The 16,541-nt window shown below is 60.2% G+C and carries 12 protein-coding genes and 1 pseudogene; 1 reads left to right on the top strand and 12 read right to left on the bottom strand.

The window, feature by feature from the left end:
* Positions 1 to 5: 5 nt before the first annotated feature.
* The 7 genes from GNF76_RS08115 to GNF76_RS08085 form a co-directional block, all read right to left on the bottom strand.
* Positions 6 to 998, bottom strand: a complete 993-nt coding sequence (locus GNF76_RS08115) for a LacI family DNA-binding transcriptional regulator (protein WP_178123229.1) — start codon at positions 996 to 998, stop codon at positions 6 to 8.
* 20 nt (positions 999 to 1,018) lie between these two features.
* Positions 1,019 to 1,960, bottom strand: a complete 942-nt coding sequence (locus tag GNF76_RS08110; RefSeq protein WP_155582654.1) for an ABC transporter substrate-binding protein — start codon at positions 1,958 to 1,960, stop codon at positions 1,019 to 1,021.
* A gap of 42 nt (positions 1,961 to 2,002) precedes the next feature.
* On the bottom strand, positions 2,003 to 3,013 hold the full coding sequence (locus tag GNF76_RS08105) for an ABC transporter permease subunit (RefSeq protein ID WP_246211886.1): 1,011 nt from the start codon (positions 3,011 to 3,013) through the stop codon (positions 2,003 to 2,005).
* Positions 3,006 to 4,550, bottom strand: coding sequence for a sugar ABC transporter ATP-binding protein (locus tag GNF76_RS08100; RefSeq protein ID WP_155582653.1), 1,545 nt, complete (start codon positions 4,548 to 4,550; stop codon positions 3,006 to 3,008). Before GNF76_RS08100 ends, GNF76_RS08105 begins: the two co-directional genes overlap by 8 nt.
* A gap of 178 nt (positions 4,551 to 4,728) precedes the next feature.
* Positions 4,729 to 5,364, bottom strand: coding sequence for a methyl-accepting chemotaxis protein (locus tag GNF76_RS29890; RefSeq protein ID WP_425502807.1), 636 nt, complete (start codon positions 5,362 to 5,364; stop codon positions 4,729 to 4,731).
* 1,712 nt (positions 5,365 to 7,076) lie between these two features.
* Entirely contained in the window at positions 7,077 to 9,425 is a 2,349-nt protein-coding gene (locus GNF76_RS08090; RefSeq protein WP_155582651.1) for a KAP family P-loop NTPase fold protein, read from the bottom strand.
* Between the two features lie 94 nt (positions 9,426 to 9,519).
* Positions 9,520 to 10,515, bottom strand: a complete 996-nt coding sequence (locus tag GNF76_RS08085; RefSeq protein WP_155582650.1) for a M14 family metallopeptidase — start codon at positions 10,513 to 10,515, stop codon at positions 9,520 to 9,522.
* An 89-nt stretch (positions 10,516 to 10,604) separates the two neighbouring features.
* On the opposite strand from GNF76_RS08085, the pseudogene GNF76_RS08080 reads away from it, so the two are divergent.
* A pseudogene (locus GNF76_RS08080) lies at positions 10,605 to 11,144 on the top strand (TetR family transcriptional regulator C-terminal domain-containing protein); the annotation flags it as partial.
* Here GNF76_RS08080 and GNF76_RS29555 read toward each other — a convergent pair.
* The 5 genes from GNF76_RS29555 to GNF76_RS29775 are packed head-to-tail and all read right to left on the bottom strand — an operon-like array spanning position 11,100 to position 16,386.
* On the bottom strand, positions 11,100 to 12,101 hold the full coding sequence (locus tag GNF76_RS29555) for a DMT family transporter (protein WP_155582648.1): 1,002 nt from the start codon (positions 12,099 to 12,101) through the stop codon (positions 11,100 to 11,102). The pseudogene GNF76_RS08080 and the gene GNF76_RS29555 sit on opposite strands and share 45 nt — an antisense overlap.
* Complete coding sequence (locus GNF76_RS08070; RefSeq protein ID WP_155582647.1) at positions 12,098 to 12,796, bottom strand: ABC transporter permease; 699 nt, start codon at positions 12,794 to 12,796, stop codon at positions 12,098 to 12,100. Before GNF76_RS08070 ends, GNF76_RS29555 begins: the two co-directional genes overlap by 4 nt.
* Before the next feature lie 5 nt (positions 12,797 to 12,801).
* Entirely contained in the window at positions 12,802 to 13,515 is a 714-nt protein-coding gene (locus GNF76_RS08065; RefSeq protein ID WP_155582646.1) for an ABC transporter permease, read from the bottom strand.
* Between the two features lie 11 nt (positions 13,516 to 13,526).
* On the bottom strand, positions 13,527 to 14,363 hold the full coding sequence (locus tag GNF76_RS08060) for a transporter substrate-binding domain-containing protein (RefSeq protein WP_155582645.1): 837 nt from the start codon (positions 14,361 to 14,363) through the stop codon (positions 13,527 to 13,529).
* 28 nt (positions 14,364 to 14,391) lie between these two features.
* A complete protein-coding gene (locus GNF76_RS29775) occupies positions 14,392 to 16,386 on the bottom strand; it encodes an aminotransferase class I/II-fold pyridoxal phosphate-dependent enzyme (RefSeq protein ID WP_155582644.1) in 1,995 nt (664 codons plus the stop codon).
* Positions 16,387 to 16,541: the final 155 nt, after the last annotated feature.

Below are 16,541 nucleotides of genomic sequence, written 5' to 3'. Positions count from 1 at the left end.
TCCGATCAAGGACAGCCACATGAATGGCGAATCCGCAAAGTGGGGGCCAGGCGTACGCTGTGTTTTTTACGTTTGGGCGAGGCCATGCGCTCCAGCAGCAAACTGACCGCGTGTGCACCCAGTTCCTGGAAGGGCTGGGCAATCAAGGTCAGGCGCGGCACAAAGAAATCTGCCCAGTCAAAGTCATCGAAACCCACCAGCGCCATTTGGCCTGGGACCTCGATCCCGGCATCGCGCAATGCGTGCATCGCGCCGAGGGTCATCAGGTTGTTGCCGGCCATGATTGCCGTGGGTGGCGATGGCAGCGCCAGTAACTGCCGGGTGGCCTGCCGCGCGGGTTCGCTGTCGGAGCCGCCATTGACCAGCAATCCCGGATCGAGGGGCAAACCTGCTGCCTGTAACGCGGCCTGATAGCCCAACACTCGCTCGTCAGTGGTGCCTAGCCCTGCGCGCCCGGCGACGAAGCCGATACGTCGATGCCCATGCTCGATCAGGTGCGTGACCAGCGCCTGAGTGGACTGGGTGTTCTCCACCCCGACCTGATCAAACCTGTCGTCGACCATACGGTCCACCAGCACCGCCGCGATCGCGTTGGCTTGCAGATACGCCAAAGCCCGCGACCCGCTGGCCGGCGCCAGAATGATGCCGTCCACCCGTCGATGATGCAGCGCCGTGATTACCCGCAGCTCCTGCTCGGGGTCGTCATGGGTGTCGACGAACAGCATCATGAAGCCATGCTTGGCGCATTCGGTTTCAATCGCGTGCACGGTTTCGCTGAAGTAATGGTTGGAGAGCGCCGAGATCGCTACGCCAATGGTGTTGGTGGTCGACCGTGCCAGCGAGCGGGCCAGGGTGTTGGGGATGTAACCCAGTGCCTGGATCGCCCGTTGCACCGCCTGCACCGTGTCCGGGCTGACCTTGCGCGTGCCATTCAACACATGGGACACCGTCGACGTCGACACGCCGGCGATCTTCGCCACATCATCCATGGTTGCCACGTTGCTCTCCCCTTACTGCATCAATGTTTGCTCGACCAACCGCTGTAGGTTGCGACGTTATCGCGGGTGATCAGCTTTGGCGTGAGCAGGGTAACCGCTTCAGCCGGGGGTTTGTCATTGAGAATATCGTTGCCGACGTTCACCGCGGTCTGGGCCATGGCCCACGGGTCCTGGCTGGATGAAGCCTGGATCGACGATTCGGTTTTCAGGGCGTTCTCGATGTCCGGTGCGCCGTCCACGGAAGTAATGATGATGCCGCTGCGTTTCAACTGGCGGGCGGCCAGGTCGCTGCCGATGGCTTGCGGGTCGTTGATAGCGAACAGTCCGTCGATTTTCGGGAAGCGCGTCAGGTAGCCCTGCATCACGTTCAGCCCGCCCTCACGGGAGCCCTTGCCGTCCTGGTCATCGGACAGCACCTTGATATCCGGTGCGCCAGCCAGCGCCGCTTTACAGCCCTTGACCCGGTCAGTCACCGCCGTCACTTGCGGGCCGTTCTGGATGATCACATTGCCCTTGCCCGCCAGTTTGTCGACGATGAACTGGCAGGCCAGCTTGCCGGCCTCGACGTTATCGGTCTGCACCGTGGCATTCACGCCCTTGGCATCGACGTCCACCGCCACCACCACAATCCCGGCGTCCCGGGCTTTCTTGATCGCGGAGGCCATTGCCGAGGGGTCGACGGCATTCAACAGAATCAGGTCGACCTTGGACGAAATGAAGTTATCGATCTGCGAGAACTGTTTGCTCAGGTCGTAATCAGCCGAGACCGAGGTGACTTTGACCGCCGGGTTCAGCTCCTTGGCCCGCGCCGTGGCACCGTCGGCCAGGGTCACGAAATACGGGTTGCCCAATGATCCCATGCTGATACCCAGGGCTTTCAGTTCACGGGCCTGTACGGCTTGGGCCATCAGCACGGCCAGGCTCAAGGAGGCGACAACAGGAAAGATGCGTTTGAAGTTCATGATGGCTCTCTTATGATTGTTGTTGAGAACAGCATTGAGAAATCAGGTCCGCACACCGGACTGGCGATAACGGTCCAGCGCCACTGCGCCAATGATCACGATGCCCTTGATGATGTACTGCCAGATGTCCGACACCCCAAGCAGCACCAGGCCATTGGTCAGCACCGCAATGATCAGCGCACCAATCAGGGTGCCGCCGATGGTGCCGACACCACCGGTAAAGCTGGTGCCGCCAAGGATCACCGCTGCAATCGCATCCAGCTCATAGGATTGGCCCAATTGCAGGCCGTTGGCCGCGAACAGTCGCGAGGCGCTCATCACTGCGCCCAAGCCGGCCAAGGCACCGGACATGGCATAGACGAACAGCAGCACTTTCCACACCTTGATCCCGGACAGCCGCGCCGCTTCCGGGTTACCGCCCACGGAGTAGATCTGCACCCCCATCACCGTACGCCGCAGGATGAACCACGACAGCCCGATAACGGCCACGGCGATCACCACCAGCCAGGGCACGCCGAGGATCGAATCGTTGCCGATAAAGGCAAACGGCAGGTCCGGGTTGAACACGGTCTTGTCGTCGGCCAGCAACCGCGCCAGGCCACGCATCGCGGTGAGCGCACCGAGGGTGACGATAAACGGCGGCAGCCGCATGAAGGCGATCAACCCGCCGTTGACCAGGCCCAGTAACAGGCCGAAGCCAACCCCGGCGAAAATCCCCAACATGCCGTACTGCGGCGACATTGACGCTTGCAGCGCAACCACCGCAGACGCCGCGAGAATCGCCCCCACCGACAGGTCGATGCCGGCGGTGAGAATCACAAAGGTCATGCCCGCCGCCAGCACCACATTCACCGAGGCCTGCTGGGTGATGATCGACAGGTTCTGCACCGTCAGGAAGTTCTCACTGGCCAGGGCAAAACCCACCAGCAACAGCACCAACACCGGCAGCATGCCCACGGTGCGCATCAGGTCTCGAATACGCTCGCGCTTGTTGACCGTTGCAGGCGTGTCCAGGCTCATCGCATTGCTCTCCATCTTGTTGGGATTAGCCATGGGCGGCCACCTGCTCGCCACCGGTGGCGAGGTCGATAATGCGTTCCTGGGAGATTTCATGGCCGGACGCCCCGCCCACTTCGGCCACCAACTGCCCCTCGCGCATGATCAGCACGCGGTCGCAGGTACCGATGATTTCCGGCAGCTCGCTGGAGATCACCACGATGCCGACGCCGGCCTTCGCCAGTTGATTGATGATCCGATAGATTTCCGACTTGGAGCCGATGTCCACGCCTCGGGTGGGCTCGTCGAGGATCAGCACATGGGGCTTGACCTCCAGCAAGCGTGCCAGCAGCACTTTTTGTTGATTACCTCCCGACAAGGCGCCGACATTGACCTTGCCCGAGGCGACGCGGATCGACAGCGACTTGATAGCGTCAGTGGCCCGCTGCGCGCCGTGGCCTCGGTCCAGCACCCCGCCCGCATGGGCATCCGGCACACAGGCGCAGACGTTGATGTTGTCGGCCACGCTCATGTCGAGGAACAGTCCCTGGGCCTTTCGATCTTCGGTGAGGTAGACGACGCCGGCCCGGATCGCATCCGCCGGATTGCGCAGTTGCGTCACGGTCTTGCCCACCACTTCCAGGGTGCCGGAGGTACGCGGGTCGGCGGCAAAAATCAGGCGTGCCAATTCGGTCCGTCCGGCGCCCACCAGGCCGGCGATGCCCAGCACTTCGCCGGCGTGCACGTCGAAGCTGCACTGGCGCACGCGTTTGCCGTCGGCCATGTCGCGCACCCGCATCACCACGGCGCCGGGGTCGTAAGGCGCGTGTTCTTTCTTGTAGAACCCGGAAAGGTCGCGGCCCACCATCATTTTCACCAGCACCTCGGCGGACAGCACGTCCCGGGCCAGTTCACCAACGTATTCGCCGTCACGCAGCACCGACACGCGGTCCGACAGTTCATAGATCTCGGCCATGCGATGGCTGATGTAGATGATCGCCAGGCCTTGGCTGCGCAGGTGTTTGATCAAGGCGAACAGCCGGTCCGTCTCGCGGGACGACAACGGCGTGGTGGGTTCGTCCATCACCAGGATTTTGGCGTGGGCATGCAGGGCGCGGGCGATTTCCACCAGTTGGCGCTCGGCAATCGACAGCGTGCTGATTCGGGTTGACGGTTTGAACCCGGCCCCCAGCCGCGCCAGTACTTCAATACAACCGGCCTCCATACCCTTGCGGTCGATGGTCCAGCCACGGCGCAGTTCACGGCCCAGGTAGATGTTCTCGGCCACGCTCAGGTTCGGGCACAGGCTCAATTCCTGATAGATCACGGCGATGCCAAGGGCTTTGGCGGTGCCAGGGGTGTAACGGGCGACAGGCTGGCCTTCGATGCGGATTTCGCCGCCATCATCGGCCTGGTAGGCACCGGAGAGGATTTTCATCAGGGTCGACTTGCCGGCGCCGTTCTCACCCATCAAGGCGTGGATTTCGCCGGGGAAGACTTTCAGACCGACGTTTTTGAGCACTCGCAGGCCGTTGAAGGTCTTGGAGATGGCGCGCATTTCAAGCAGTGGAACTGCAGTGGTTTCAAGGTGCATGAGGACCCCGATATTTTTATTGTTGTACCTGGGCCATCACCGATAACGCTGTACCGGGTGACCTGATCGGAGTTGACTCTAATCAGATAAATTTACTTACGCAAGCGCTTGCGTGTGCCTTTTATCGGTTGATGAAACGTTTCATCACCTATCAAAAAAGATAAGCACACACAATCACTCAGGCCACTGCCCCACTCACCTCAAACAACCCCACCAGCTTCTGCAATTTATTGGCATTGACCCGCACCGTCTCTGCGCTGGTCTGCAACACCCCTACCGTCAGGCGCATTTGCTCGGAAGAATGACTGACTTGTTTGATGGTCTTGCCGTAGTCGAGGCTGCGGGCGTTGAGCTGTTGGATGATGCTGAACATGCTTTCCACCGCTTGATGCAGGTGGACGTTTTCCGAAGAGGCCTCCTCCGCCAGGCGCAGGCTGTCATCGACATTGGTCACGCCGTTTTCCATGAAACTCACGGCCTGCCGGGTTTCGCCTTGCAGGCCTTCCACCATATGCCGAATGTCTTCGGCAGCTTTTGATGTCCGCGAGGCCAGGCTCCGCACTTCATCGGCCACCACGGCAAAACCGCGCCCGTGTTCCCCGGCTCGCGCGGCTTCAATGGCGGCGTTGAGGGCCAACAGGTTGGTCTGGTTGGTGATGTCGCTGATCAACCCGGTGATGTTGCTGATCTGCGCCATGCAGTTGTCCAGGCGCTGCACACTTTCCGAGGAGCGCTGCACCACGTCACGAATCGACTGGGTGCCGACCTGCACCGCGAGAAACTGCTCCCGGGCGCGGCTGACCACTTCGTCCATGGCTTGCTTCATTTGTTCGGCGCTGACCGAAGCTTGCTGGATTTCCCCCAGTTGCTCTTCGACGATAATCATCATGCGGTGGGTAGCGTCGGCTACTTCATGGGACATCAGCCCGGCTTCCTGGCTGCGACCCAACATTGTCTGGTTGGTATGGCCCACGCTATGGCTGGCTTTGACCACCTGCCCTACCACCGAGTCCAGGCGGTCGATGAAACTGTTGATCCAACGGCTCATGTCGCCAGTCTCGTCATTGACCATGCGCCCACTGTCCAGGCGTTGGCGCAGGTTGCCTTCGCCTTCGGCAATGGTACGAATCACGTCGGTCATTTCATTGAGCCGCGCAGCCAGCCGCCGGGGTCCCAAACGGCTGAACAACACGGCCGCCACCAACATGCTCAAGACTTCACAAGCATCCATCCAGGGCTGAGGCAGGCCGCTGTAGTGCTGGACGACGAAGTTGCAGGCAAACAGCCCGCTCATGGTCACCAGGTAGGGTTTCATCAGGCCATGGCTCAGGGAACGACGGCGATAGACCTCTTCCAGATCGGCTTCGCACATCATTCCCCAGCGGTCCGGTGAGCCGGGCAGTTCAAAGGTCACGCCCTTGCCCACCACCGGAATGTGGCGGTAGTCCGAGTAGCCGGGATAGGTGACAAACAGGTTCGAACCCTTGCGAATGGTTTCCCGTACACCGGGGTGCAGTTGTTGGGTGGCGGGATCGATAAAGCGCAGTTCCAGCTCGGTATGACGCTGGATTTGCACGGTTTTCCAGGGCGTGTGCACACCGCTCTTGAGGTTCTCGCCATGGGTGAAGGCGCCGTCTTCGAAGCGTGAGCGTGACAGGGCGACGCCGGGCTGGATGGCCGGATCGAAGCGCGACTGCACCATAAACAGGTAGTTGTCACCAGACTCGGGGAAAATATGCCCGGCTTCGCGCTGGATCAGATCACCCAGAATATCGTTGGGCACCCGCCCGCAGACGCAACCCAACACCCGCCCCTCGCTGATCAGCGGCTGGTAGAACATCAGCGTGACTTCATCGTGAAAACGCGAGGATGACGGGCCGATCTGCAAGGTCAGCGGGTCGCTGTAGGGGCCGTGCAGAAACGGTGCTTTCAGGCCGGCGGCCAGGGCTTTCGGATTGAGGGCGTGGCCGCCGGGCGGGTTCCAGGTTGACGCCAGCACCTTGCCGGCGGGATCGGTGATAAACAGTTCGGAGAAATCGCTGGCCTGGCGCAGCTTGTCCTGCAACAGGCTGTTGTCGCTCAACTGGCTGTCACGGGTAATGGCCGTGGCCAGCTCGGCCAGGTGCTCCCATTGTTCGCGGGTCCAGGTTTGCAGGAGCTTGACCCGGGTGTCGGCAATGGCTTCGAAGGTCTGTTCCATGACCGGGTAGATAGAGCGATTAACCCGGCAGGACCAGCCCATGGCGAACTTGCCGGTCTTGCCCAGCCAGGGCAGCCAGGCCTTCTCGGCGGAGGATAACTGCATGGTGCTGCTCGACAGGTTCATGGCGCACTCCGGGAGTGATGTCTAATTGCCATAATCCAAGGCAATTAGTGCGCCAGCCAGCCAACCTGGCTCCGATTACTTGCCACCCGCTCTTTTAGCGTGGGCTTGGGACGACATAAAACGGTGCAAAATCAAGAAAAGGCACCAAGATATGACGATGAAATGCCTTCGGGTATTCACGCGATCAAGCCTCGGATGCCTTATGACTCCTGCAAGACCGGGGACAGCCACTCTTCCAGGAAGCCGCCGGATATCAAGTAATCTCTTTGTTTCACCAGAACCTGTGGGCGCCGGCTGCCACGACCTACCGCTAATACGCTGTTCCATGCGTTCGGTACGAGCCGGGCGAGGATGTCCTGCAGCGCATCGTTGTCTTCAGTACCGTAAGTTTGCATCTGTTGCCAGCGCAGCCTTTCAAGATAGCTGATGACATTCGCGGTAAAAATCAACTGCTGGGAATGCTCCAGGCTGGAGATATCGAAAGCTTCACACAGTGCTTTCAGGCCTTCTTCTGCATAAAGCGGCGAGCTCAGTTCGGTCAGCCGGAGTCGCCTCATCTGGTTTTTCTCACTGGTGTCGGTATAGGCCTTCTCTATCGCGCCCTGAAGACTGAAACACAACAGAATATCCTTAACTGCAGCAGCATCCATTAAGGCGCAGATCGCCTCAAACAACACCAACGTTCGTGCTCTGACCGAACCGATATTCTTTTTCGACTCTTGACGAATAGCTTGACCGTAATCACACACCAGGACCGGCGACTCACATTTTTTGGCAGCTTCTTGCACCAACTGGTCAATACAACACAGCAATGCCTCATTCTCCAGTTCGCCTTCGCTCTCGTGAGCTTTCGTGGCAAAAACCGCAGCTTCGCGCCACAGGGAGAAACGTTCGGAAACTATCTGGATAACAGGCACCTCACACCTGCACCACAGGTACTCCAACAACTGCAAATGGCTCTGCGCTTGCCGGACCAGCCGGTCATGGATATTGCGGTCCCCTTCCCGCGCGGCGTTGGCGATGGCTTCGGAACAACACAGCATTGAAGTAACAAACAGTCGTCTCGCCACATTGTCGGCCGCGTCATGGGATGCCTCGGTGCCCCGTTTCAAGAGAGCGTTTACCAATCTGTCGTCGGGAGCGAGCAGCCATTGCTCAAGAAAGGCCGCGTACTCACGTAGCGTGATGCTCGGCTCTTTGGTCAGAAGATCCGTTTCGTATTTGATTCGCTGCTTAAAATCGTGCTGACGTAGCATCTGTAGCGCCAGGACCTTGTTTTCCAATGACTGATAGCCTGGCGCTTTTTCGCCCAGTTTCTTATCAAAGGACAGTGCGACAGCGGCTTTAACAGCAGCAGCCCGTTGCTCACGCGTTACGTTGTCAAACGTCATCTGAACCGCTATCTGCTCCCTGCCAAGTAACTGGCTGTTCACCACCTCAAAGGTCTTGGGCGCTTCATGCTTGAGGATCGTCTGCAGGACAATAGCCTTCCAGTTCAACTCTCCGGCGTCGTGACGTAGAGCGGCAGTTTTCAACAGTGCCAGCTCACGAACGATCACTTTGGCCAACCGCGGGTTGGAAGGGAGCCAGCGGATCACATCTTCAACAGCTTCTTGCGGAATAAAGGCGCAATGGGCCTCAAAAAGAGTGCGTCCCATCGCCTGCTTCTCCTGCTCCGTTGGATCGGGCAGGGTCAATTGCAGGTCGATGATCTTCTCCAGAAAGCGTCGGGCGTCTTTGCCATAGATTGGCGAATAGCCGCCAAGGGCTGCCGAAATGACGTCCAGATCGAAGGCCAGCACAAACGCAAATTTTGGCCAGTCAAGCAACTCCCGAAGCGCAAGCATGGTCTTGGGGATAATCGTCGGGTCGGCTCGATCCAGGTCATCGATGAATACCACGACCCGATACCCATTTAGCTCATGTTGCAGGCGGGCCAGATCCTTTTTGTTGAAAGCGCTCCATGCCGTTACCTTGTCCAGGGTTTTGCGCAGCGCGGCCACAGTACCGGTGCTCACTGGTTCACCTGTTGACCCGAAGCTGGCGGCCACTGCCGCCCAGAGCGTCTTGATGACGCTCAGCACGCGCTGGAAGAGACGCTTGCCTAGACGAAAAAACGTCGGATAGGCTTTTTTCTGAGTGGGAAGTTGATCCAGCAACGCGTTATAGAACTGTTTGATTACCCCGTCTTCACCCGCTGCGTTCCAGGCCGAAAAGCGCACGATCACCACTTTGGTGCTGTCGAGTTCTGACGAGATTCGTTGATTTTGCTCTTTGATTTGCGTCTCTATGAAATTGAGAACGCTGGTTTTGCCTGCCCCCCACTTTCCATAAAGGGCAATTCTGATTGACCAGTCATCCGAGGTGTTTTCAATGGCTCTTAACACTGACTTTGAGAGAGACCAACGGTTGAGCTCATCCTCATCTCTGCCTGACGCTGGCGCGTCGTAACCGCCAGTGCTGGAGACGGGAACGGTATAGGCGTCATTGAGCACATCGAGATAGGCTAGAAACGGGTGATGAAGATAACTATAAATGTGACCCAGCATGAATGGCCCTTAGGCTTGCGTTGGTTCCCTTGGCAGGGGATGGCGATCGGCCACCCTACCTCGGGTGCAGCCACCAGGCAAGCCATCGTCAGCCTCAAGGATCCAATGTTCCACCACTCCAGTTCTCCGACAAACGACTGCCGGTAAACTTCGCCACCACCGAGCCCTGGGACACCAGGCGCTCCCGATGCCGGGTCACCAGGCGCCCGGTTTGCGCGGCATGCATCACGACCTCAGAGCCCGGATCGCCGGGGCGCCGGATAATCCTGGCAAAACGCTCGCCCTCCTCGACCTCATCACCCAAGGCTTTTTCAAACACCAGCACCCCCGCACAGGGCGCGAGAACGGTCTCCATGCAGCCCATGTCCACGACCTGCCCAAGCCACTCGGAAATAACCGCAGCCTCGTCGATTACCCCGCTCACGCAGAGCCAGGCCCAAAGACCGTCGGCGTCCTGTTGTGCCAGCGCGTCGCTCACATCTGCCTGGCCGCGCAGTTCAATGGTTGCCGCCAAGCGTGGGTCGGCATGGGCAATGATGGTTTCCTCAAAAGATCCATCGCCGCCCTCGTCCCAGACAATCACCAGGTCTACCTTCAACGCCGCCGCCAACGCCAAGCCGTCGGGCCAGAAGTTGCGATGGAGGTAGAGATACGGCAAGGCCTCGTCATCAGTGTGCAGGTCCAGCACCAGATCGGCATCGCCGGCCAGTTGCACCAGGCTCTTTTGCCAGTGCGCGAGGTTGCTGGCCGGCCGTTCCATCGCCAGTGAATGGTCGAAAGCGCGGTTGAAATTCTGCCCGGTAGCGTCGTGAAAACGCCCCAGCAACCGCCCCTGGCGAAACTGGCCGATACCGAACGGGTTGGCCTGGGGCACGACCGTCACGCTGCCCCTGAGCCGCCCTTGGTCCTGGCACGCCTGCAAACGAGGCAGCAGTTGATGCAACACCAGCATCCCGGCGATTTCATCGGCGTGTACCCCGGCTTGCAGGTGCACCTTCGGTCCACTGCCGTCGCCTTCGAAGCGCCAGGCGCCAATCTGCAGCGTGTTGCCCGAGTCTCCGGTCACTTGCCAGGAAATGTCTTTTGCCATGCCGCGCCCTCCTCTCATCATTTGCGGGTAGAGATTGAACATCCGTTCAACTAACCTGATTGCTCTGGTATTTCATCAAGGCCACTGCCGTGACTGTCGACCCTCCTAAATTGCGCCGTGCCGACCCCGACGAGCGCCGCGACTTGCTGATCGCCGCCACCCTCACCAGCCTGGCCCGGGATGGCCACGCCGGGATTTCCGTGCGGCGCATTGCGGCTGAAGCCGGAGTTTCCGTGGGGTTGCTCAATCACCATTTCGGCAGCATCAACGCCTTGATTGCCGAGACCTATCACAAACTGGCCAGCGAGCTGACCGCAGTCCTGTTGCAGGAAGTCGAGCAGGCCCAAGGTGCTGGCGCACGACTGGATGCCTTTCTGGCGGGTTCGTTTTCCTCGCGGGTCATGGACCCCAAGCTGCTCGGTGTATGGGTGGTGTTCTGGAGCCTGATTCGCCACTCGCCTCACGTGAATGATTCCCATGAAAAAAGCTACCGCGCCTACCTTGAACTGATCCGCCAACTGCTGGACGACCTTGCCGCCGCTGAAGGTTTGGTGATCCACGACACTCGCCTGGCGGCCATCGGTCTATCGGCGATGCTCGACGGACTCTGGCTCGAGGGATGTCTCAACCCCGACACCTTCAGCCCCGCCAACGGGTTGCACATCTGTCGCTGCTGGGTACAGGGGCTGCGTCACGGCGCATTCGGCGCCGACCACGTCCTGTGACGCCGGATGCCGGGCGCTGAGCATGGCCAGCGTGCCGCTGACGGCAATCAGCACGGCACCGATGATCAACGAGACGTCCATCGAGGTGTCCCAGATCAGGCTCGACAGCAGGAACGCCCAGATCAACCCGGTGTATTCGAACGGCGCCAGCAAGGTCGCAGTGGCGCGGCGGAAGCTGGCAAACAGCAGGAACTGACCCATGCCGCCCACCAACCCCGCGACCAACATGCCCAACCAGGCCGGCGTGGGTGATGGCGTGTGGGTCCAGGGCAGCGTCACGGCCATGCACAGCACAAACACGACGTTGGTGATCAGCATCTGTTCCAGCACCGAGGTACCGGGGTCAACCTGGCGCAGTTGGATATAGGTAAAGGCCCAGCACAACGCCGCCGCCAATGTCAGCGCGATCGGCAGCGGATCGACCATGTGGCTGGGCCGGCAGGCAATCACCACCCCGACAAAACCGATGATCAGCGAGATCCACTGCCCACGGCTGGCGCGTTCCTTGAGAATCAACGCGGCCAGCAGCGTGACCATGATCGGCGCGGAAAAATACAGGGTAGTCATCTCTGCCAGGGTCAGGTCCTTGGCGGCGGTGTAGTACAACAACCACGCCAGCAACGACAGCAACCCACGCACGACCAACAGTTTGCGGCTGCCGGATTGCCAGGCGCGGCGCAACAAGCCCAGGCGCCCGGCAATCACACACGCAACCACCACCACGAGGCTGCGCCAGAACAGAATGGTGAACACCGAATAGTCGGCCACCAACCACTTGATCGCGGCGTCCTGCAACGCCAGGAAGGCGTAGGCCAGGGAACACAGGGCAATCCCTTGTACAGAGCGGTCGGCGTTGCTCATCCCACGGACCTGCGCAACGGTGTGCCGCGCCGTTCAGCAACGGCATACACCGCCTCGATCAGGAAGGTCAGGCACAGGTAAACCCCGGCCACCAGCAGCAGCGGCTGGTAGATCTGCAAGGTCTGGGCACGCACCACGTTGGCGGCGCCCAACAGGTCGACCACTGCAATGGTCGACGCCAGGGCGGTGGACTTGAGCAGCATCACCGTCTCCCCTGCCAAGGTCGGCAACAACAGGCGCATGGCCCGCGGTAAACGCACCCGCAACAGCGCCTGGCGTGGGGTCATGCCGAAGGCCGAAGCGGCCTCCATTTCACCCTTGGGCACCGCCAGCAGGCCACCGCGAATCACTTCCCCCACATAAGCACCTACCGACAACACCAGGGCAAAGACGATGTACCAATAGCCGTCCCGCAGGAATGGCCAGAGGAAACTGCCACGTATCAGTGGGAACTGGGCGAACAGGCTCCCCAAGCCGTAGTAAAAAATATAAATCTGGATCAGCAACGGCGTACCTCGCAACGCACTGGTGTAGACCACGGCACAGCGGGCCAGCCACTTGCGCCGGGACAAACGAGCCAGCGCCACCAGCACCGCCAGGGCAAAGCCCAGCACCGCAGACACCACCAGCAGCGACAAGGTGGTCTGCAGGCCTTTGCCGATCAGCCCTGCGTAATACATTATCCAATCAGGCATGGGGTTCACTCGACCACGGGCATCCAGCGACGAATACGTCGCTCCAGGCGCCCGGACAGGTAGTTGGAGGCCAGCGTCACCAGGTAATACAGCGCGGCGGCCGTGAGGTAGAACAACAGGTAATGCCGGGTCGAACCCGCCGCCTGCTTGGCGGTGTACAGCAGCTCATTGGTGCCGACCACGCTGATCAGCGCACTGTCCTTGATCAGGTTGATCCACAGGTTGGACATGCCGGCCAAGGCGTAGGGCGCCATGATCGGCAATGTCACCCGACGGAACAGGCCAAAACCACTCAAGCCAAAAGCCCGCGCGGCTTCGATCTGGCCGTGTGGAATCGCCAGAATCGCCGCGCGAAAAATCTCCGAGGCATACGCGCCCTGCACCAGCCCCAGCACCAGAATCGCCACCAGCGGCCCGCTGATGTTGACCTGGGCAAAACCCAGCCACAGCATCAGCGCGTTGAGCCCCATGGAGCCTGCGTAATACAGCAGCAGGATCAGCAGCAACTCGGGCACCGCCCGAAATACCGTGGTGTAACCGCGCATCACCAAGGCAATCGGGCGTGGCGCGCTGAGCTTGGCGCAGGCCACCACCAGGCCGATCAGCAGCCCGACCACAAAGGATCCGGCCGAGATCTGCAGGGTCATCCATAACCCTTTGAGCAGCGCGTTACCCCACCCTTGATCACTGAAGTTGAGTAGATCGAACATCGCCGGCATTTCAGGCTTCCTTACTGGGCGTAGGGGCTGTCGCAGACGTTGCTCACGTAGGGCGGTGTATCCGATCGTTTGCAGGGGCTGACAGACAGGCCGAAGTATTTCTCGGACAGGTCAGCGTAGTCCTTGCTCACCAGCAACTCGCCGATGGCCTTGTCCAGCCGGGCTTTAAGTTCGGTGTCTTCCTTGCGCAGGCCGGCACCGACGCCGCGGCCGATAATCGGGTCGTACGGCACACTGGCAATGTGGGCCAGGTCCTTGGCTTCCGGGGTTTTCACCATCATCGCGATGGCGGTGTCATCAGCCATCATGTAGTCAATGCGCCCGGCAATCAGGTCAGCGTTGGCTGATTCCTGGGTGTCGTAATACTTGAGGTCGGCGATGTTCTCGTAGTACTTCTTCAGGTAGTTGGCGCTGACGGTTGAGATCTGCACACCGATCAACTTGCCCTTGAGGCCCGCCGGGGAGATTTCCACTTCGGCGCCCTTGGGCCCGGCCACACCCAGCAGCGAGTCATAGTAGGCACGGCTGAAGGCGATCTGCTTTTCACGCTCGTCGGTGACTGACATCGAGGAGAAAATCACGTCGATCTTCTTCGCCAGCAACGAAGGAATGATCCCGTCCCACGCCACTTCCTTGATCTGACAGTCGGCTTTCATGCCTTCACAGAGCTTGTGGATCAGGTCCACCTCAAAACCCGACCATTGGCCGTTGCCGCCCTTCACGGTGAACGGTGGGTAAGGTTCTGCCGCCACCGCAAACACGATAGGCTTCTCCCCTGCCAGCGCCGTCCCGGCCGCCAACATCAACACCGCACTGCTCAACCACTTTGCCAGTCGTTTGGAAGTCATGATCTTGCCCCGTCTTTTTATTATGGAGTTAGCGAGTTTGATGCGCGTTGACGAACTGTCGGCAACGCTCACTGCGTGGATCGATAAACACCGCGTCCGGCGAGCCGGTTTCCTCGATCAGGCCTTGGTGCAGAAACGCGACTTTGCTGGAGACATCCCGGGCGAACGCCATTTCGTGGGTCACCAGGATCATGGTGCGGCCCTCTTCGGCCAGGGAGCGAATCACCCGTAGCACTTCGCCCACCAGTTCCGGGTCGAGCGCCGAAGTGGGTTCGTCGAACAGCATGACTTTGGGGCGCATGGCCAGGGCACGGGCGATGGCGACGCGCTGTTGCTGGCCGCCGGAGAGAAAGGCCGGGTATTCGTTACGCTTGGCGGCCAGGCCCACACGGTCGAGCAAGGCTTCAGCCCGTTCGATAGCTTCGGCACGGCTTTCGCCCAGGACCTGGGTCGGTGCTTCGATCAGGTTCTCCAGCACGGTGCGATGGGGCCACAGGTTGAAGTTCTGGAAGACCATGCCCAGGGTCGAGCGAATCCGCACCAACTGCTTGGCGTCAGCCACCAATGGTGCGCCGGGGCGGCCGTAGTTGAGCTTGATGCTTTCACCGTCGACATGAATGCTGCCCTGGTCTGGCACTTCCAGCATATTGATGCAGCGCAGCAAGGTGCTTTTGCCCGAGCCACTGGCGCCGATCAGTGAGATCACCTCGCCTTCGTGGGCCGTCAGGGAAATGCCCTTGAGCACGTCGATGTTGCCGAAGCGTTTGTGCAGGTCGATGACTTCGATCATCTTGCGGGCTTCGGCAGGTTGTGGCGTGATGATCTTGGCCATCGGGGCCACCCGTGGTTCCCCCGCCAGCTTGCCGACAAACCGGGTGATACGCTGGCAGGCCTCGGTCAAGCGGGCTTCACCCAAGGTGAATGACAGCCGCACAAAGCCCTGGGCCGGTTCGCCGAACGCTGCGGCATCCAGCACCGATACGCCCGCTTCACGAAACAGCCGCCAGGCAAAGTCCAGGGAGCTGAGGCCGGTGTCACGCACATCCACCAGTACGAACATCCCGGCCTGGGGCGCTTGTACACGGATGCCCGGGCAACCGCTGAGCCCGTCCACCACTAAGTCACGGCGTCGGCGGTAGGTTTCGCGCATGCCCTGAGTGACGTGGTCATGAGCCAGCACCGCAGCCAGGGCGGCTTCCATGATAAATCCAGGCAAACCATAGAGCATGCTCAACACCAGGGTTTCGGCGTGGGCAACCATCGCTGGGGTGGCGATGATCCAGCCGATGCGCCAACCCGTCATGGCGTGCGACTTGGACAGGCTGCCAATCACGATGCAACGCTCGTCCATGCCCGGCAGCGCAGCCAGGCTGTGGTATTCACCGTCGAACACCAGGCTTTCGTAAACCTCGTCGACGACCACCCACAGGTCATGGGCGATGGCCAGGTCGGCAATCGCCTGGAGCTCGTCGCGGTTGAGTACGACGCCGGTGGGATTGTTCGGGTTGGAGAAGAAAATCGCCCGGGTCCGCGGCGTAATCGCGGCGGCCAGCAACTGCGGGTCAAGGCGAAAGCCTGACGCTGCCGAACACGGTACCCGCACCAACGTGGCGCCACTGGCCTTGAGCGTGGCTTCGTAGGTGACGTACATCGGATCCAGCACCAGCACTTCATCCCCGGCCTGCAACAGGCACAGCGAGGTGACGAAGAGCGCGTTCTGCGCCCCGGCAACGGTGATGACGTTTTCAGCACTCAGGGTACGGGCCAGGGAGCCGCTGTAGCGTGCCGCGATGGCTTCGCGCAGCGCCAGGCGGCCAGGAATTTCGGTGTAGTGGGTGTCGCCCTGGCGCAGGGCGTCGATGGCGGCATCGGTGATAAACGACGGTGTGGCGAAATCCGGATCACCCACACTGAGGATGATCACATCTTCACCCTTGCTGCTGGCTTCGAAGGCCGCGTGGTGAATGTCCCAGGCCGCAACGCCCTGTCCTGCAATTCGCTCAACGAAGGGTGAAAACCGCATGCCAGTGCCTCTCGTTCAATCAGAAAAAGCGCAAGCCCGACTGTCGCCAGCCGGGGGGTGCAGCCAACATAATTGAAACTGAACACTCGTTCAACGGTAAATTTCACGAGGTGTCGCTTACAGCTAAAACAGGTCGTTGTGGTGGGTTACCGCGT

The sequence above is a fragment of the Pseudomonas spelaei genome (assembly GCF_009724245.1).
GTDB lineage: Bacteria > Pseudomonadota > Gammaproteobacteria > Pseudomonadales > Pseudomonadaceae > Aquipseudomonas > Aquipseudomonas spelaei.
The sequence above is the reverse complement of the archived record's forward strand: the minus strand, read 5'-3'. Positions and strand labels throughout refer to the sequence as shown.